Raw genomic sequence first — 18,493 nt, 5'->3', positions numbered from 1 at the left:
GCTTTATGAAAAAAGTAAAATTTATATACAATCCATTCTCAGGTGAGGGAATTGTTACAAAAAACTTAGATACAATTATTGAAAAATATCAAGCAAAAGGGTATACTATTATTCCCTTCAGAATCTCTGAGGAACAAAATTTAGCAGATGCATTTTTAGATCTAGATAATAGTTATCACCATATTCTAGGAGCTGGTGGAGATGGTACAATTAACCAAATTATCAATCTTATGAAAGCAAAGCAACTGGATATTCCGTTAGCTATTCTACCTGTTGGAACTGCCAATGATTTTGCTAAATTTATAGAAATGCCTTCTAATATTGGGGAGGCTTGTGATAAAATACTAGCTGGAAATATACACGAGATTGATTTAGGAAAAGCAAATGACAAGTATTTTATAAATGTCTTTAGTTTTGGAGTATTTACAGATGTTTCTCAAAAAACTCCCACTCATTTAAAAAATATTTTAGGAAAATTAGCTTACTACTTAAATGGTATTAAGGAGTTACCTTCACTAAGAAAGCTTAATATTAAAGTGGTAGCTGATGACTTTTTCTATGAGGGTAATGCCTTAATTTTCTTTACTTTTAATGGAAAAACTGCTGGAAATATAAATATATCATATAAAAGTGAGATAAATGATGGACTTTTAGATGTCATAATCTTAAAAGGAGAGAATCTTCGTCTAGCTCTTCTTTCATTCTTTGAATTTTTTAGATCAGAGCATCTTGAAAAACCTAAGGATATTATTCACTTTAAAAGTAATAACTTTACAGTTGAATACTCTGATCCCACTATAAAGTCTGATATTGATGGAGAAACTGGACCTATATCTCCTATTCATATCACTTGTGTAGAGAGAGGATTAAAACTTATATTCTAATATCATTTAACAGTTTAATATTTTTTTAGAAAATTATATTTTTTATATATGAACCATTGATTGAATTAGTTATACTATGAGGAAAAAAACTATTTTAAAACACTCTTTATATTTTTTTCTCTTTTCAAACAGTTCAAATGATTAATTTTTTCTATATTTTATTCAAAATTGTAATTTTCCTTTCTAATTATATATTATTTTTATTTATTTCATAAAAATAATATATATAGTAAATTATTGACTTTTTAACTCATAATGAGTTATATTCTTCTTAAGAGATTTTTTATTCTTAGGAGGTTTTTTATGTTTGAATATACATTTAATATGACTGAAACATTGGCAATAGCTGTAATATTGCTACTTATAGGTAAGGAGATTAAAAAGAGAGTTGCTCTTCTTGAAAAATTCTTTATTCCAGCTCCTGTTATTGGAGGAACTATCTTTTCAATCTTTATGTTAATTGGGCATAATTTTAATCTTTTTAGTTTCTCTTTTGATGGAACATTAAAAGATTTTTTAATGATAGTATTTTTTACAACTATTGGATTTTCAGCTAGCTTTGAACTCTTGAAAAAGGGTGGTATAGGGGTTGTCCTTTTTTTAATCTCAGCAACAATACTTGTTGTTATTCAAGATCTAGTTGGAGTATTTTTAGCTAAATTTTTTGGATTACATCCATATATTGGACTTGCTGCTGGTTCAGTTCCCTTAACAGGTGGACATGGAACTTCTGGAGCTTTTGGTCCTATACTTGAAAAAGCTGGTGCAGAGGGTGCTTTTTCAGTTGCTATTGCTTCTGCTACCTTTGGTCTAGTAGCTGGTTGTTTAATTGGAGGTCCTGTTGCTAAAAGACTTCTACAAAAATACAATCTTAAACCTAAAGATGTTGTAGAAAAACATAACTCTTTCATTGATGATAGTATTAGATGTATCTCTGAAAGTGTTCTATTTGATTCTATTGTTATTATCTCTGTCTCTATGGGTATAGGTTCCTTTATTCCTGTTTTAGTTGCAAAATATGGACTTATTCTTCCACCATATATTGGTCCTATGATCATTGCTGCAATTATCAGAAATATAGCTGATTTTAAAAAGAAAAAACTCCCTATGAGTGAGATGGCTATAATAGGGAATGTCTCTCTATCTCTGTTTTTAGCAATGGCATTGATGTCAATGAAGTTATGGGAATTAGTATCTTTAGGAATTCCACTACTAGTTATTTTAACTATACAGACAATAATTATGGCTTTTTATGCATATTTCATCACTTTTAGAATGATGGGAAAAGATTACGATGCTGCTGTTATTGCAACTGGACACTGTGGTTTTGGTCTTGGAGCTACTCCTAATGCTATGGCTAATATGGAAACTTTTACTGCTATAAATGGATTTTCTGCTAAAGCTTTCTTCGTACTTCCATTAGTAGGAGCTCTATTTATAGATTTTACAAATGCAACAATAATTACATTTTTTATGAATATTTTTAAATAAACTACATTTAAGGGGGGCATCAAAATGTTTCAAAATTTAAGTATTGGTGTTTTCGATTCTGGAGTTGGTGGAACTACGATTTTAAAAGAGATACTTCTACTCCTTCCCCAAGAGAACATTATATATTATGGTGATAGTGGTAATGCTCCCTATGGAGAAAAATCGATTGAAGAGATACAAAACCTCTGTTCTAAAATATTGGATTTCTTTGTTAAGAATAGATGTAAAGCTGTAGTAATAGCTTGTAATACAGCCACTGCTGCTGCTTTGGATAAACTTACCGAGGAGTATTCTATCCCTATTATTGGAGTTATAACTCCAGGTGCTAAGGGGGCTGTAAAGGTTACAAAGAACAAAAAAATTAATGTTCTAGCCACTCCTTTCACTGTATCATCTCATTGTTATATCAAAGAGTTAGATAAATTTTCAAGTAGTCTCTCTATATTCCAAGAGGGCTGTCCTGAATTATGTCCAATGATTGAAAATGGTTGGGAGCTATACCCTAATCGTGAAGAGGTTTTAAAAAAACATCTCTCTAAACTATCTAAATCTGCAGATACTTTAATTTTGGGCTGTACACACTATCCTATCATTGAAAATGATATTAGAAAATTTTTCTCTGGAACAATCATTGATCCAGCAAAGGAAACAGCTATGGATTTAAAAGAGCTTTTAAAGAAAAAAGAGCTACTTAACTCCTCTGGAAAAAAAGGTTCTCTAGATTTCTTTATCTCTGGAAATATAGATTCTTTTAGAAATATAGCTGAAAAATTTTTAGGTTTCTCCATTAAAAACATCTACTCTGTTGAAAAATAGATTTACCAATTGAAAAGAGTGCTACAACAAAAATTTGTAACACTCTTTTTATTTTATATAAATCTTAATTTTTTCTCAGATTCTACTATTTTTTACATTCTTATTGTAGAACTTTCTAAATTTATCTACAATTAAATCAACAGTCATTATCTTTTCCTGTTCACTTGCCTCTAATGAATAAGCATTAGGGTCTATATCTAACGGTCCTATATGCTCGTTTTTATCTCCAGCTATCAACCATTCTTTTACATCTAGATTTGGTCTACAAACTACTAATGTAGGTATTCCTACTGCATGTGCTATATGTCTTGGTCCACCTTCATTTCCAAAGAACATATCACAATTTTTTAGTAACATTGCTAACTCTCTAATACTTTTTGTTTCTATATTTGTAAAAATATGCTTATCATTTCCCAATTTTTTATGAGCTTCTAGTGCAAACTCCTTCTCAGCTGGAGAGTAGTAGAATATTATCTGAGGTTCAAACTCTTTGATTATCTCCTTTGTAACCTCTAACATCTTCTCTATATTGAAGACTTTTGAAGGAACTCTTGCATTTATAGCAAATGCTAACACAGGTTTTTGAAAATCAATCCCTGCATCTATCATTTTCTTTTGCATATACTCCTTCTCTTGATCTGTAACTTCAATAGAAAAATCTTCAGTATATTTTATATCATACTCTTTTTCCAGAGGCTTTAACATTTTTAAAAACTTATCAATCTTGTTCTTTGCTCCTACTGGTTCTAATATCTTATGAGTATATGTATAACCTCTATTTTTTTTATATCTTCCTATCTTATACTTACACTTAGGTGATAGAAGTGTAAATAGCTCACTTTTAGGTGTAGACATAATATCAATAATTATATCATAATTATTTCTTGTTACTTGCCATACTTTTTTTATATATTTAAATATATTTTTCTGTTCATCCTTTGTAATTGTTATTACATTATCTATATATTTATGATTTTTAAAAAGTGGTCCTATATGCTCATAGATAACATAATCAATTTGAGCATCTGGAAATGTATTCTTTAAAGTATTACAAATAGGTGCTGCTAAGACAGAATCCCCAATCTGTTTAAATCTGATTACTAGTATTTTCAAAATTCTACCTCCAATTGATTTCTATTCAAATTATAGCATTTTTTTCTACTTTTAACCATAAAAAAAGGAAATAGAGGATAAATTTCCTCATATTTCCAACATTTTTAGTCATTATAGTATAGATTTTCTGTAGGGAATACTTGATCACAAGTCAGATCAATACCTAGCTTTCTTAAAGTTTGCTCATTATTTTTTCCCACGATATTTGTGCAGTGTGCCTGTGTTCCTTTTAGCATACTCAATTTGTCCACAGCTACTTGTGCCATTGGATTTGTTGCTGCACAGATACTCAATGCCATTAGAATCTCTTCACAGTTTAAAGTTATATTCTTGCTTTGAAGAGTTTTATCTTTTAAATTTAAAATTGGTTCTAATACTACTGGTGATATTAATAATATCTCATCATTTATTCCAGCAAAATATTTTACAGCATTTAAGATAGCTGCTGATGGCGCATCCATTAGTGGAGATGCCTTTCCTGTTATCATCTGACCATCTGGTAATTCAAAAGCTATTGCTGAAGCAGGCTCTGTTTGCTTAGATCTAATATCTTCTAATTTCTTTCTAGCTACTTCTACAACTTTTCTATCCTCTTCTTTTAAATTTAGAGCATCCATTATTGTACGTGTTCTTTTGAATGTATCATAATCTACATAACCTTTTTTATATTCACAACCAGTTTTGAAATATCTTCTGATTATCTCTTGTTTAGATGCCTCTTTAACAACCTCATCATCAATTATTCCAAATCCAACTCTATTAACTCCCATATCTGTTGGAGATTTATAGATTGATTCCTTTCCTGTTATCTTTTCTATAATTCTTTTTAATAGTGGAAAAGCTTCTACATCACGGTTATAGTTTACAGCTGTCTCTCCATAAGCTTCTAAATGGAAAGGATCTATCATATTTACATCTTGTAAATCTACAGTTGCTGCTTCATAAGCTATATTTAACGGGTGTTTCAACGGTACATTCCATACAGGGAATGTCTCAAATTTTGAATATCCTGCTGCATTTCCTCTTCTGTAGTCATGGTATAATTGACTTAAACAAGTTGCTAATTTTCCACTTCCAGGTCCTGGAGCTGTAACAACTACTATTGGCTTAGTTGTTTCAATATATGGATTTTGTCCATATCCTTCATCACTAACAATTGTATCAACATCTGTTGGATACCCCTTAGTTGCTCTATGTTTATATACTTTTATTCCTCTACGCTCTAATTTGTTAATAAATAAAGTAGTTGCAGGCTGATCATTATATCTTGTTATAACAACACTATTTACTTGAAGTTCATGCTCTCTTAGATCATCTATAAGTCTAAAAACTTCCATATCATAAGTGATTCCAAAATCTCCTCTTATCTTATTTCTCTCTATGTCTCCAGCATATACACAGATTACTACTTCAAGTTTATCTTTTAACTTATGTAATACTTTTATTTTAGCATTTTCATCAAATCCAGGTAAAACTCTTTTAGCATGTAAATCAAACATAAGTTTTCCACCAAATTCAAGGTAAAGCTTATCATAATTATTAACTCTCTCTAAAATATACTTTGATTGTTCTTCAAGGTATTTATTGTGATCAAATCCTATTTTCATTCTCGCTTCTCCTTTTTTTAAAATTTATTCGACTTTATATTGTACCATAGATTTTAAATTATTTCTACTTTTTTTACTCCCTTTTTATTTTGGAATTTATTTCTTTATTTTTATATGTATACATATAACTCATTTATTATTTTTATTTGACAAATATACTTAAATATCTTACAATGAGATAAAGGAATATGCTGGGGTGATTTTGGAGAAAGGCTTAGATTAAATCTCTTAAGGAGATTTTTTTGAGTCTTTTTTTATAAAAATTTTTTGGAGGTTATTTTATGAAAAAAATGATTAACAAACCTGAAAACATAGTAAACGAAATGGTAGCTGGAATGGTAAAAGCTTATCCTAACTCTCTTGAAACAGTTAATGATATGCCTATCATTGTCAGAAAAGAGAAAAAAAATAATAAGGTTGCTTTGATCAGTGGTGGTGGAAGTGGTCACGAGCCTTCTCATGCTGGTTTTGTTGGATATGGTATGCTAGATGGTGCTGTAGCTGGTGAAGTATTTACATCTCCTAGTGCTGATAAAGTCTATGAAGCTATCAAAGCTGTAAATTGTGGTGCTGGAGTACTATTAATAATTAAAAACTACAGTGGTGACGTTATGAACTTTGAAATGGCTGCTGAAATGGCAGGTATGGAGGATATTCCTGTTAAGAGAATCATAGTTAATGATGATATTGCAGTTGAAAATAGTACTTATACAGTTGGTAGAAGAGGAATAGCTGGAACTGTTTTAGTTCATAAAATAGTAGGTGCTGCAGCTGAAAAAGGATACTCTCTTGATGAGCTAGAAGTATTGGGAAATAAAGTTATAAACAATATAAAAACTATGGGTATGTCTTTGAAACCTTGCTTTGTTCCAACTACTGGTAAATTAAGTTTTGAACTTGCTGAAGATGAAGTTGAAATTGGATTAGGAATACATGGTGAACCCGGAACACACAGAGAAAAATTCCAAGATGCTAATACTCATGTTGATTATCTATTGGAAAAAATATTAACTGAATCTAAATTAAATGGTGAAGAGGTTGCTGTTTTGGTAAATGGACTTGGAGAAACTACTCTAATGGAGTTATTCATTATCAATAATAGAGTTGCTGATGTTTTAAAAGAAAAAAATATAAGAGTAGCTGATACAATTGTTGGTAACTATATGACTTCTCTAGATATGGGTGGATTCTCTATCACAATTCTAAAATTAGATGATGAGATAAAAGAACTTCTTATGGCAAAAGCTGATACACCAGCATTCAAAAGAGTTTAGGAGCTGATTATATGAGACTAGATATTTTAAATAAAGTTTGTGAAATTATTATTGAAAATAGAGATAACTTAACTGAATTAGATAGAGTTATAGGTGATGGTGACCATGGAGTAAATCTATCTAGAGGAGCTGAAAAAGTTAAAGAGGAGATTCCAAAAATGGAAGGACTAAAACCTTTTGAAGTCCTTAACAAGTGTGCAATGCTATTGATGTCCAATGTAGGTGGAGCATCTGGTGCCCTATATGCTACTGCTCTTATGAAGGGAGCTGCTGCTTTGAAAGGAAAAGACGAGGTACTTCCTGAAGATGTTGTCAACGCTTGGAACGATATGATCTTAGGGATAGAGAGTCGTGGTAAATCTACAAAGGGTGAAAAAACTATGCTAGATACTTTAATACCTGCTTATGAAGCTTTTAAGAGTGAGATTGAATCTGGTAAAGATCTAAAAGTTGCTTTTGAAGTTGCAGAAAAATCTGCCAAAGCTGGTATGGAATCTACAAAAGATATGTTAGCCACTAAAGGAAGAGCTACTTATTTAGGAGAGAGAAGTATTGGACATATTGATGCTGGAGCTACATCTTCATATCTTATTATAAAAACTATTGCAGAGTCACTTTAGGAGGTTTAAATGGTAGGTTTTGTTATTGTTTCACATAGTAAAAAGTTAGCTGATGAAGTTATTAATCTCTGTAACGAGATGAAAAGATATGATTTTCCAGTTGTAAATGGAAGTGGAACTGAAGGTGATCATTTGGGATCTGATCCTATGATTATCAAAAAAGCTATTGAAAGTGTTTACTCACCTGATGGAGTACTTATCATTGGAGATCTTGGTAGCTCTATTCTAAATAGTGAAATGGCTATTGAGTTTTTAGATGATTCATACAATAAAGATAAGATTAAAATTGCAGATACATCACTTGTGGAAGGAACTCTAGTAGCAATGGCTATAAATGATGGAAAAACATCTCTTGAAGCTATACTAGAAGAGCTTCAAGAACTTAAAACATTTAGTAAAATATAAATCTTATATTAAAAGGAGTCCCAACAAAATAGTTGATGACTCCTTTTTTACAATACATATACAACTCTCAATAGAGAACAAATTATTGACTCTGTTTATCCTCTCTCTGTTCGAGTAAAACTCCATTGAGATGAACATCCATTTGAGGAAACGGAATACTTATATTTACTGCATCAAGTGCAGGTTTAATTTCATTCAAAGTTTCTTTATACACTTTCCAATAATGCTCATTAGGAATCCAGCCCTTAAGTGCAATATTAATTGAACTATCTCCGTAGCTATCCACATGGGTATAAGGTTTTGGTTCTTTTAAAACATATTGATTTTTATTTAAAATATCCTCAAGAGCCTTTCTAGCAACATCTAGATTACAATTATAGTCCACTCCAATTATTAATTTAAGTCTTCTAGTAGGTGTCTTATTATAGTTAATAAGTTTATTTGAGACTACCATTCCATTAGGAACCATCACAATATCTCCATTATGAGTACGAATAGATGTAAAAAATACATCAATCTCATGTATATAACCTACTTCTCCTGCAATTTTTACCTCATCACCAACACAATAAGACTTAAAAATAAGTATGATAATTCCACCTGCAAGATTTGATAGATTATCTTTTAAAGCTAAACCAACTCCAATTCCCAGTGTACCAAAAAATGCAAACAGACTACTCTCTTTTACACCTAGAACAAGTAAACAGATAGTTATAAGGAGTGCGTGCATTCCCACATTAAAAATCGATCTTAAAAAACTTCCAAGAGATTTATTTACATTCTCTTTAGAGGTTGCCCTATCTAATAGGGGTAATAATTTTCTTATAAATCTAAGTGCAATGTAGTAGATAACTACACAAGCAATAACTTTAATTATAAAAAATATCCACCCTACAGTAAGATCCACTAAATAAGTTTTATTGGTAAGTTTTTCCAATACTTCACTAAAAAAATTTTTAACTGTATATTGTTGAATATCCATAAATATCCTCCATAGTTATAATAATATACTCTTCTATTTATTTCTATCCCCAATATATTCAGCTAATTCCAAGAGAACTCTTCCCTTTTCTGCTCCAAATCTATCTACTATAATAGTTTTTGCACTCTCTATTGTCTCTTTAAGTAACTCTTTACTTTTTTCCATTCCTAAGATAGAAGGATATGTTGATTTATCATGTTCAAGGTCACTTCCTACTGGTTTTCCTATACTTTCAAAATCTCCCTCTATATCTAGAATATCATCTTTTATTTGAAAAGCCAATCCTACTAACTCAGAATATTTTAAAAGTATATCTCTATCCTCTTTGGTAGCTCCAGCTATAACACAAGCTGTCTCAACAGGAAGTCTCAATAATTTTCCTGTTTTATTAGCGTGCATATACTTCAAAGTTTCCAATGAAATCTTTTTACCTTCACTCTCTATATCTACCATCTGTCCACCTATCATACCATTTATTCCAGCATAACTAGATGTTAATTTCACTATCTCAACTATTTTTTCAGGTGAAAGCTCTGAGTTCTTCTCAGTAAGTACATAGAAAGCATGAGTTAATAGAGCATCTCCTATTAAAATTCCTTGAGCCTCTCCAAATTTCTTATGAGTTGTTAATTTTCCTCTTCTATAATCATCATTATCTAAAGCTGGTAGATCATCATGAACTAAAGAGTATGAGTGTATCATCTCAATAGCTGATGCTGTTGCTAATCCCATCTCTTTTTTACAACCTAATATCTCTAATGTCATAAAATGTAAGATTGGTCTCAATCTTTTTCCACCATTTAAAACAGCATATTTCATCCCTTCAGCTATGACCTCTGGATAGCTCAACTCACTTAAATATTTGTCTATTCCTGATTCTACTAATTTTTTTCCTGTTTCAAGATACTCTTTTAATAACATCTTATACCTCCTCAATCAATAGATCTTCATCCTTCTCTACCACTTTTAAAACTTTTCCTTCAGCTTTATTCAGTAGATCTGAAGATTTTTTTAGAAGTTTCATAGCTATTTCATACTCTTTTATAGATTCAGCTAGAGAAAGCTCTCCACTCTCTAATTTCTCTATTATCCCATCTATTTCTGCAAGATTCTCTTCAAATTTCATGGTTATCTCCTTATCTTGTGTAGAATGTTATACATTTTTTACCATATTTTCTCTCATCAGCCTTTTTATACTCACCAATGACATCAGCCATCTCTTCAAAAACATGGTGTTCACAAATTATAAGTCCATCATCTGCTAAAATTCCATTCTTTTCTATAGCCTTCATAACTCTTGTACAAGTTTCATCTTTATATGGAGGATCCATAAAAATTATATTGAATTTTTCTCCTTTTCTTCCCAAGATCTCTACAGCTCTGATTACATCATTTTTATAAGCTCTACATCTATCCTCATACCCTAAGTTATTTACATTCTCTATTATGAATTTTAAAGCTTCACTATCTTTTTCAATCATAACAGCTCTCTTAGCTCCTCTGCTTAAAGCCTCTAAAGATATGCTTCCGCTTCCACTGAACAGATCTAAAAATATAGAGTCTGGAACATACGGAGCAATAATTGAAAATAGTGATTCCTTCATACTCCCCAATGTTGGTCTAGTGTCTGTTCCCTTTCTACTCTTTATCTTTTTATTTTTTGCATCTCCTGCTATTATTCTCATTCTATCAACTCCATTAATAGATAAACATTGCATCTCCAAAACTGAAGAAATGATATCTCTCTTCCACAGCAGTTCTATAAACATCTAACATAAACTCTCTATTTGAAAAAGCTGATACAAGCATTAATAGTGTTGACTTAGGTAAATGAAAGTTTGTTATTAATGCATCTACAACTTTAAATTTATACCCTGGATATATAAATATCTCTGTACTATTTTTTTGAGCTACCACTTTTCCATTTTCATCTACAGATGATTCTAATGCTCTAGTACTTGTAGTTCCTACAGAGATTACTCTCTTTCCTTCTAATTTTGCTTGATTTATTATATCTGCTGCTTCTTTAGGAATTTCAAACATCTCCTCATGCATCTTATGATCTAACACATCCTTTGTTTGAACTGGTCTAAATGTTCCTAAACCTACCTCTAAAAATATATCTACAATTTTTATCCCTTTTTTTTCTATTTTTTCTAATAATTCCTTTGTAAAGTGTAATCCTGCAGTTGGTGCTGCTACTGATTCACCTTTTTGAGCATACACAGTTTGATATCTCTCTTTCTCTTTTAAACTCTCTACTATATATGGTGGTAGTGGCATATTCCCAAGTTTATCTAACACCTCTTCAAAAGCTCCTTCATAGCTAAACTTTAATACCCTATTTCCATCATCTTTTATCTCTATCAACTCTGCAATAAGCTCATTATTTTGTCCTACATAAAGCTTTTGTCCCAATTTCAATTTTTTTGCAGGTTTCAATAGACACTCCCAAGTATCTAGATTTATTCTTTTAATTAGTAAAATCTCCAGTACTCCACCAGTCTCTTTATGTCCAAATAATCTGGCTGGTATTACCTTAGTAGAATTTCTAACTAAGATATCTCCCTCATGAAGATAATCTATTATATCATAAAAATGTTTATGCTCTAATTTTTTATTATTTTTATCAACCAACATAAGTTTTGCATGATCTCTTGGCTCTCTTGGCTCCTGACCTATCAACTCTTCTGGTAAATAATAATCATAATCATGTAGTTTTGTAGACATTAATTTTCCTCTCTTCTCTTTCCAATTACTACTCTATCTATTCCACCATAATCTTTAACTATAGAGATAACATCAAAACTGTTTTCTCTCATAAATTCAGCTACTTTTTCTGCTTGATTATATCCTACTTCAAAAGCTAAATACCCATCTTTTGTTAAAAACTCTGAAGCCTCCTTAGATATTTTTTCATAAAAAAAGTATCCATCTCCCCCATCTGTAAGGGCATTTTGTGGCTCATATTTTAAGACCTCTGGCATTAACTCTCTATACTCATCTGTTGGAATATATGGAGGGTTTGATATAATTAAATTAAATTTTACATTTTTATACTTCTCATTTCTTAAAACTGAAAATACATCTGATTTTAAAAACTTCACATTCTGTGCTCCGTTTAAATCTCTATTTTCAGTTGCAACTGCTAGAGCTCCATCACTTATATCCAATCCTAGTATATGAGCATTTGCTAACTCTTTTCCTAAAGTGATAGCTATAGCTCCACTTCCTGTCCCTATATCTAAGATTTTTGGTGTTGGTAAATCATTTACCAAGTATTTACATTGCTCTACTAAGATCTCTGTATCAGCTCTTGGAATTAAAACTCTCTCATCTACTTTAAATGGATAACCATAAAATTCCCACTCACCAAGTAAATATTGTAACGGTTTTCTCTCTTTTCCTCTAGCTACTAACATCTCTTTTATCTTTTGTTTATCACTATCTTCTATTTTTTTATTCAAATTCAAAGTAAGTGTCATTCTATTAACTTTAAGTATATGTGAAAATATATATTCTACATCTAATTTAGCATTTGGTACCTGATACTTTTCTAGATATTGGATAGATTTCTTTAAAAGCTCATAATTTTCATCTCTATAATTCTTCATATCCATACTCTCTTCTCCCTTATCCTTTATAAGTTCATCAAAGCCCTTTCTAGCTCGAGCCATCTCTCTCAAATATCTTTTTATAGTATCCTTTTGTTCAGGTGTAAGTTCCATATCAAAATAAGCATAGAGAGCAATTCTCTCTATTTTTAAAACTGCTGATATAAGTTTCTCACTTTCAAGACGGGGTTTTGAAAAAGAGTATTTTTGCAAATACTCTTTTGAAAAATTTAATATTTCTAGTAATTTCATACTACTCTTCTGATGCACTTGCAAGCATTTCAGCTTGGTTGAATGTGATAAGAGCATCTATCATCTCATCTATATCTCCATCTAAAAATGCATCTAATTGATATACAGTAAATTTAATTCTGTGATCTGTAATTCTTCCTTGTGGGAAGTTGTATGTTCTGATCTTTTCAGATCTATCCCCTGTTCCTACTTGAAGTTTTCTTTCACTTTCTACCTGACTTCTTTGCTTTTCACATTCCATCTCATATAATTTTGAAACTAAGTGTTTCATAGCTTTTTCTCTATTTTTTAGCTGAGATCTCTCATCTTGACACTGTACTACTATACCTGTAGGTAGGTGAGTAATTCTAACTGCAGAGTCAGTCATATTTACGTGCTGACCTCCTGCTCCACCAGATCTATATGTATCTATTTTCAAGTCTTTCTGATCTATCTTAACCTCTTTTACATCTTCTACTTCTGGAAGAACTGCAACAGTTGCTGTAGATGTATGAACTCTTCCTGCTGATTCAGTTTCAGGTACTCTTTGTACTCTATGTACTCCTGATTCAAATTTTAATCTTGAATAAGCTCCCAATCCATTAATACTGAACACAGCCTCTTTTAATCCACCAATACCAATCTCTTGCTTCTCAATTATCTCTATCTTCCATTTTTTTCTCTCTGCATATCTACAATACATTCTGAATAGATCTCCTGCGAATAGAGCAGCTTCATCTCCTCCTGCTCCACCTCTGATCTCTACGATAACGTTTTTGTCATCGTTTTCATCTTTTGGAAGTAAAAGTATTTTTAACTCTTGTTCATACTCTGGTAACTTCTCTTCAAGCTCCTTTTGCTCTTCATTCATCATCTCTCTCATATCAGGATCTTTTTCATTTCTGATATTTTCTTTTATAAATTGTAAATCCTCACTAAGAGTTTTATACTCTTTATATTTCTCAACAAGTGGAGTTATTTCAGCTAATGCCTTATTACATTCCATCATTTTTTTAGGATCAGATAATATCTCTGGTGATCCTAACATCTCATTAAGCTCATCAAATCTTCTTACAACCTCTTCTAACTTAGCGAACACTATTTTCTCATCTCCTTTTCTACACTATAACTTAATAATTATATCATATTTATCTTAAAAAATCAATTTCAACAGGTATCATTATTTTTAAAAGACCACCTGTTCCATTTTTTGTAGGAATGGTAACCTCTTTCAGAAATTCTATTGAGTAATCCAAATTTTCATATCCCTTTTTTTCAATATAATCACTTAATTTTTTATAGGTATCATATAAATTTACATAAGCATCTATATGAGTAATACTAAAAGAATTTCCAACAACGAGTTCCTTACAATCTTTAAATATTTTTTCTTTTGGTACCAATATCCCTATCTTTAAAATTGGTAGTATATCATCCGAATCTATGGTTTTTATCTTTTTTAAATCTAGTATATTTATATACTCTGTAATCTCAATACTATTTTTTTGTGCTATCTCATTTAGTTTTAGATATTTTGATATCATCTCTTTTTCATCTATTGGATTATTCATCTCAAGAGAATACCAGTAGATAGATTTGCTTTTTTCAAATTTTATATTATCATTTTCTCCTGTATTACTCTCCTTAAAATTTTTAATTCTTATCTCCAAATTTTTTCTTATATTCTTTAAGTTCTCTATCTTTATGTCTATTTCACTTATCTTTTTCTCCAAAAACTCTACGTTGCTATTCATCTTTTTATTTTGAACTAAATCTTTTATCTCTTCTAGTGAAAACCCAGCTCTTTTTAAAGTTAGTATAAGCATTAAATCCCACATTTGCTCTTTTAAATAATATCTATAACCATTATCTTTATCTATTTCTTTAGGAACAAAAATTCCTTTTTTATGATAAAATATTAGTGTTTGCCTTGAAATCTCAAATATTTCAGCTAATTCAGAAATTTTATACATCTTTTTCATATTTACCCCTTGACTATATAGTTTAGTATATAGTTTATAATATCATAGTTTGAAAAAATAATCACTAAAAAGGAGAAAAATTTATGTCTGAAAATTTAACTTTAAAAGATGGCGATATTACTAAACTATTTTTTAAGTTTGCTATTCCTAGTATATTTGGTATGCTAGTTGTGTCATTAGAAATGATGATTGATGGAATATTTTTAGGAAGAAATGTTGGTGCTCTTGGTCTTGCAGCTGTTAACCTTTCAATGCCACTTATCAATTTTTTACTCAGTATTGGACTTATGATTTGTGTGGGAGGTGGAGTTATCACAAGTATCTACTCTGGAAGAAAAAAGTATAATAAAGCTAAAGAGACTACTACTTTGACTCTTATCTTATTATTTCTAGTTTTAGAAGTTCTTTCTATTTTTATTCTTTTTAACTTAGATTTTTTTATAAAAATATTGGGAACTAATGAGGAGATATATCCATATGTCAAAGCCTATCTAATGCCTATGATAATAGGAGCTTTTTTCTACTCTTCACCTATTTTTACAGAAACATTTGTAAAAATATATGAAAAGCCAAATTGGGTTTTTATTAGTGGATTTACCTGTCTTAGTACGAATGTCTTATTTGACTATCTATTTATTGTAAAATTTAATTTAGGAATGACTGGAGGAGCTGTAGCAACTCTTACGGCATGTGCTACTGGATTTTTTGTTCTACTTCCTCAGCTTCATTTTAAAAAACTTAGAAAAAATCTCAACATCTATTTACAAGATATAAAAAATATCTTCTATAATGGTAGTTCTGAAATGCTATCCCTAGTTGCATCTACTACTGCTATGTATCTACTCAATAGAACTCTTATGAGAGAGATTGGAGTGCTTGGAGTTTCAGCTTTAACAATAGTTTTCTATATAAATCAAACATTGAATATCGTTTTATATGGACTTTCTCAAGCTCTTCAACCATTAGTTTCATATAATTTAGGAGCTAAAAATTTAATAAAAATAAAGGCAGTTTTAAAAATTTCACTTATCTCTGGTGGAGTAATTGGTATTATTGTATATATAATTAGCCATATTGTTGGGAAAGATATTATTGAAATTTTTTCTAAAGGAAATGAAGATTTGATAAATATAGCTTTAATAGCTCTATTTTACATGAGTTTTGCATATCTTATCTCATTTTTAAATATTATCTCAACATCATTTTTAACCGCTATTGAAAAACCTTTAGAGTCTGTGATTGTATCTATGGGAAGATCTATAGTATTTATAGTTATCCCTCTTTTTACTCTACCTAAGATTATAGGTCCTATAGGAATATGGCTATCCATTCCCATAGCTGAATCACTTTGTTTATTAGTGAGCTTTGTTTTGATGAAAAGAGCTAAAAACTATCTTCATTCAGTTATAAAATAAGTAACTACTCAGCTGTGAGTTTTTACAAAAAATAAAAAATAGCCAAATAGAGGGAGTTTTCAACATTTTTGTTGAAGGCTCCCTTTCTATTCAACTACTGGTAACATAATTTCACATAAATCAAATATACTCTTTAGCGCTGCATATTGAGTTTGTCCATTTTTCTTCATTGTAGCAATATATCCTCTTATTCTACAATAAATTTGACTTCCTAATTCACTTCTAAATGCTCCTTGGATTTTACTCTTTATCTTCACATTCCTCACTTCTCGTTCTGCTGCATTGTTGGTAAAAAGCTTTACGTTTCTTTCTTCAAAAAATCTTAAAACATCTTCATACCTACTCAATCTTTTCAAAAGATTAAATGCTTTACTACGCCTTTTTTTAGTTTCTAGTATATCTGTTTGATAGTAAGCTTTTTCCTCTTGTTTACTTGCCTCAATTAAAGATGCATATCTTTCATAAATTCTTCTTTCTTCTTCCTGGGAAATCTCTTCTTTTTTCTCAATTCTTTCTTTTAAATTAAGAATAAATTCCCTTATTTTAGCTGGAAATTTTAAGTTAGTATTGTCTTCTATACTTTGAAGTTCTCTTAAAAAATGTGCCCAACATAAAGAATGTAGAATCTGAGGATAGCAATCATAAGCATACCAACAATCATGCGATAAAATTCCACTAAATTTAGGTAAAACACCAGCTTCTTCTATTGCTTTTTTTCCTCTATTAGGATGAGAAGTAAGAACTGTATAATTCTCATTTGAGCAAGAGTGAATCCAATGATTTTTCCCATTAATTTTAGTACCTGTTTCATCTGCATGAAGAACAGTAACTTTTTTTAATTCATCTTTAAAGAAATTTTCTACTTTCTCAAGAGAAGTAAATGCTTTTTTAAGAGTATTTGCAATAGTTCCTTGACTTAAATTTATACCGAAGATATCTTTAAGGAATTCTTGAATTTTATTATATGGAAGTGCATGATAAATATTTAAATTTGTAATCAAAGCTCTGATATTAGCGCCATATTGAGTTGGGTTAGTTACATTACTTGGAAATTCTGAACTAACCTTCTTTTTACAATGAGGACATGTTTTAACTTGTGAACGATATTCAGTGATAAGAACATTGATATTTGGAATATCAAAAACTTGTCTAGTTTTAACGTCTTCGATTTCAGTGTCTTTTAATGTAGAACTACAATGAGGACAAGAACATAGTTCAAGATCTACAACGAAATCAGGATTATTAGTTTTATCAAGGGTAGAACCTTTATGACCTTTTTGTCCACCAGAAGGTTTATTGCTTTTCTTTCTAAGAGACCTATCTTTTTTTTTAACAAATCTATCAGAAGAAGGAGGAAGACTACTATTAGAACTATTCATATTAAGCTTAGCTTTAAGCATAGCATTTTCCTCTCTAAGTAATTTGTTTTCTTTTTCTAATTCTTCAATTCTAGCTAAAGCTTTAGCTAATTGAAGTTTAAGTTCAGCGATTTCACGTAACAAATCTTCAACTTTAATTTCCATAAAGGTTCACCTCCTTGCTTGTTAAGTTTTTACTTAAATAGTATAGCATATTTTTGAACGCAAAAAAAGACCTTCTTCAAAATTTTTTGAAGAAAGTCTTAAATTTCTACATCAGACCTGAGTAGTTACTAAAATAATAGCAAAAAAAAGAGTAGTTAAACCTACTCTTTTTCCTCTTTTAACATCTTTTCTATTCTTTTTACTCTTCTCTCTATCTCATTTAATTTAAATTCTAGAGAGTTTAATATCCAAAATTGAAAATGACTCGCTCTTTGAGATTCATAGAACATCCAAATAATCTTGAATATCCCCAATAATACTACTATCTCCAAGGTTAAGAACAGAGTTATCTTTTGTAAAACAACACCTAACATCAAAAGTATTCCTATCAATATTAAAAAGATAAAATTAACTATCTTATGTTGCTTATTATTCCTTCCTCCTATCTCACCTACAATATTTCTTATTCTCTCTTTCTCTTTTTTAAACTCGTCTAATTCATGCCTCAAGTGTTCGTCTTTATCCATAAATACACC

Annotated in this window: 19 protein-coding genes; 7 read left to right on the top strand and 12 right to left on the bottom strand. The window is 30.4% G+C overall.

Features of this window, described 5'->3' with window-relative positions:
• Positions 1–5 precede the first annotated feature (5 nt).
• The 3 genes from QZ286_RS04410 to murI all read left to right on the top strand — a co-directional run bounded on the left by QZ286_RS04410 (position 6) and on the right by murI (position 3,191).
• Entirely contained in the window at positions 6–884 is an 879-nt protein-coding gene (locus tag QZ286_RS04410; protein WP_291255762.1) for a YegS/Rv2252/BmrU family lipid kinase, read from the top strand.
• Positions 885–1,187: 303 nt separating this feature from the next.
• Positions 1,188–2,375, top strand: a complete 1,188-nt coding sequence (gene gltS / locus QZ286_RS04405) for a sodium/glutamate symporter (RefSeq protein WP_291255761.1) — start codon at positions 1,188–1,190, stop codon at positions 2,373–2,375.
• A gap of 24 nt (positions 2,376–2,399) precedes the next feature.
• The gene (murI, locus tag QZ286_RS04400) at positions 2,400–3,191 is read left to right on the top strand and encodes a glutamate racemase (RefSeq protein WP_291255760.1); all 792 of its coding nucleotides are present in this window, start codon (positions 2,400–2,402) and stop codon (positions 3,189–3,191) included.
• Between the two features lie 75 nt (positions 3,192–3,266).
• Here murI and QZ286_RS04395 read toward each other — a convergent pair whose 3' ends face one another.
• Positions 3,267–4,304: a glycosyltransferase family 9 protein gene (locus QZ286_RS04395; RefSeq protein ID WP_291255759.1), complete on the bottom strand. Its 1,038-nt coding sequence runs from the start codon at positions 4,302–4,304 to the stop codon at positions 3,267–3,269.
• A 104-nt stretch (positions 4,305–4,408) separates the two neighbouring features.
• Entirely contained in the window at positions 4,409–5,911 is a 1,503-nt protein-coding gene (locus tag QZ286_RS04390) for a DUF1846 domain-containing protein (RefSeq protein ID WP_291255758.1), read from the bottom strand.
• A gap of 281 nt (positions 5,912–6,192) precedes the next feature.
• Here QZ286_RS04390 and dhaK point away from each other — a divergent pair, with 281 nt between their 5' ends.
• Genes dhaK through dhaM form a run of 3 tightly spaced genes read left to right on the top strand, consistent with a single transcriptional unit; the run spans position 6,193 to position 8,210 of the window.
• Positions 6,193–7,185, top strand: coding sequence for a dihydroxyacetone kinase subunit DhaK (dhaK, locus tag QZ286_RS04385; protein ID WP_291255757.1), 993 nt, complete (start codon positions 6,193–6,195; stop codon positions 7,183–7,185).
• A gap of 11 nt (positions 7,186–7,196) precedes the next feature.
• Positions 7,197–7,805 carry a dihydroxyacetone kinase subunit DhaL gene (dhaL, locus tag QZ286_RS04380; protein WP_291255756.1) on the top strand — a complete coding sequence of 203 codons (609 nt, stop codon included), beginning with the start codon at positions 7,197–7,199 and terminating at the stop codon, positions 7,803–7,805.
• A gap of 9 nt (positions 7,806–7,814) precedes the next feature.
• Complete coding sequence (gene dhaM, locus QZ286_RS04375; protein ID WP_291255755.1) at positions 7,815–8,210, top strand: dihydroxyacetone kinase phosphoryl donor subunit DhaM; 396 nt, start codon at positions 7,815–7,817, stop codon at positions 8,208–8,210.
• Positions 8,211–8,292: 82 nt separating this feature from the next.
• Here the strand turns inward: dhaM and QZ286_RS04370 are convergent, their stop codons facing one another.
• Genes QZ286_RS04370 through QZ286_RS04335 form a run of 8 tightly spaced genes read right to left on the bottom strand, consistent with a single transcriptional unit; the run spans position 8,293 to position 15,019 of the window.
• Entirely contained in the window at positions 8,293–9,192 is a 900-nt protein-coding gene (locus tag QZ286_RS04370; protein ID WP_291255754.1) for a mechanosensitive ion channel family protein, read from the bottom strand.
• A gap of 33 nt (positions 9,193–9,225) precedes the next feature.
• On the bottom strand, positions 9,226–10,113 hold the full coding sequence (locus tag QZ286_RS04365) for a polyprenyl synthetase family protein (protein ID WP_291255753.1): 888 nt from the start codon (positions 10,111–10,113) through the stop codon (positions 9,226–9,228).
• Between the two features lies 1 nt (position 10,114).
• Positions 10,115–10,318, bottom strand: a complete 204-nt coding sequence (xseB, locus tag QZ286_RS04360; RefSeq protein ID WP_291255752.1) for an exodeoxyribonuclease VII small subunit — start codon at positions 10,316–10,318, stop codon at positions 10,115–10,117.
• Between the two features lie 10 nt (positions 10,319–10,328).
• Positions 10,329–10,910, bottom strand: a complete 582-nt coding sequence (rsmD, locus tag QZ286_RS04355) for a 16S rRNA (guanine(966)-N(2))-methyltransferase RsmD (protein ID WP_291255819.1) — start codon at positions 10,908–10,910, stop codon at positions 10,329–10,331.
• Positions 10,891–11,922, bottom strand: coding sequence for a tRNA preQ1(34) S-adenosylmethionine ribosyltransferase-isomerase QueA (gene queA / locus QZ286_RS04350; RefSeq protein ID WP_291255751.1), 1,032 nt, complete (start codon positions 11,920–11,922; stop codon positions 10,891–10,893). Before queA ends, rsmD begins: the two co-directional genes overlap by 20 nt.
• Positions 11,922–13,058: a peptide chain release factor N(5)-glutamine methyltransferase gene (gene prmC, locus QZ286_RS04345; RefSeq protein ID WP_291255750.1), complete on the bottom strand. Its 1,137-nt coding sequence runs from the start codon at positions 13,056–13,058 to the stop codon at positions 11,922–11,924. The genes queA and prmC overlap by 1 nt, the downstream gene beginning before the upstream one ends.
• Position 13,059: 1 nt before the next feature.
• Positions 13,060–14,136, bottom strand: a complete 1,077-nt coding sequence (prfA, locus tag QZ286_RS04340) for a peptide chain release factor 1 (protein ID WP_291255749.1) — start codon at positions 14,134–14,136, stop codon at positions 13,060–13,062.
• A 49-nt stretch (positions 14,137–14,185) separates the two neighbouring features.
• On the bottom strand, positions 14,186–15,019 hold the full coding sequence (locus QZ286_RS04335) for a MerR family transcriptional regulator (RefSeq protein ID WP_291255748.1): 834 nt from the start codon (positions 15,017–15,019) through the stop codon (positions 14,186–14,188).
• 83 nt (positions 15,020–15,102) lie between these two features.
• Between QZ286_RS04335 and QZ286_RS04330 the strand changes: the two genes are divergently transcribed.
• Positions 15,103–16,434, top strand: coding sequence for an MATE family efflux transporter (locus QZ286_RS04330; RefSeq protein ID WP_291255747.1), 1,332 nt, complete (start codon positions 15,103–15,105; stop codon positions 16,432–16,434).
• 86 nt (positions 16,435–16,520) lie between these two features.
• Here the strand turns inward: QZ286_RS04330 and QZ286_RS04325 are convergent, their stop codons facing one another.
• Both QZ286_RS04325 and QZ286_RS04320 read right to left on the bottom strand, forming a co-directional pair.
• Positions 16,521–17,957 carry an IS66 family transposase gene (locus QZ286_RS04325; RefSeq protein ID WP_291255746.1) on the bottom strand — a complete coding sequence of 479 codons (1,437 nt, stop codon included), beginning with the start codon at positions 17,955–17,957 and terminating at the stop codon, positions 16,521–16,523.
• A gap of 161 nt (positions 17,958–18,118) precedes the next feature.
• Entirely contained in the window at positions 18,119–18,484 is a 366-nt protein-coding gene (locus QZ286_RS04320) for a hypothetical protein (protein WP_291255745.1), read from the bottom strand.
• Positions 18,485–18,493 lie beyond the last annotated feature (9 nt).

Origin of the sequence: Fusobacterium sp. (genome assembly GCF_019012925.1) — a bacterium.
In the GTDB taxonomy this organism is placed as follows: domain Bacteria; phylum Fusobacteriota; class Fusobacteriia; order Fusobacteriales; family Fusobacteriaceae; genus Fusobacterium_A.
This window is presented reverse-complemented; position numbering and strand designations above follow the sequence as displayed.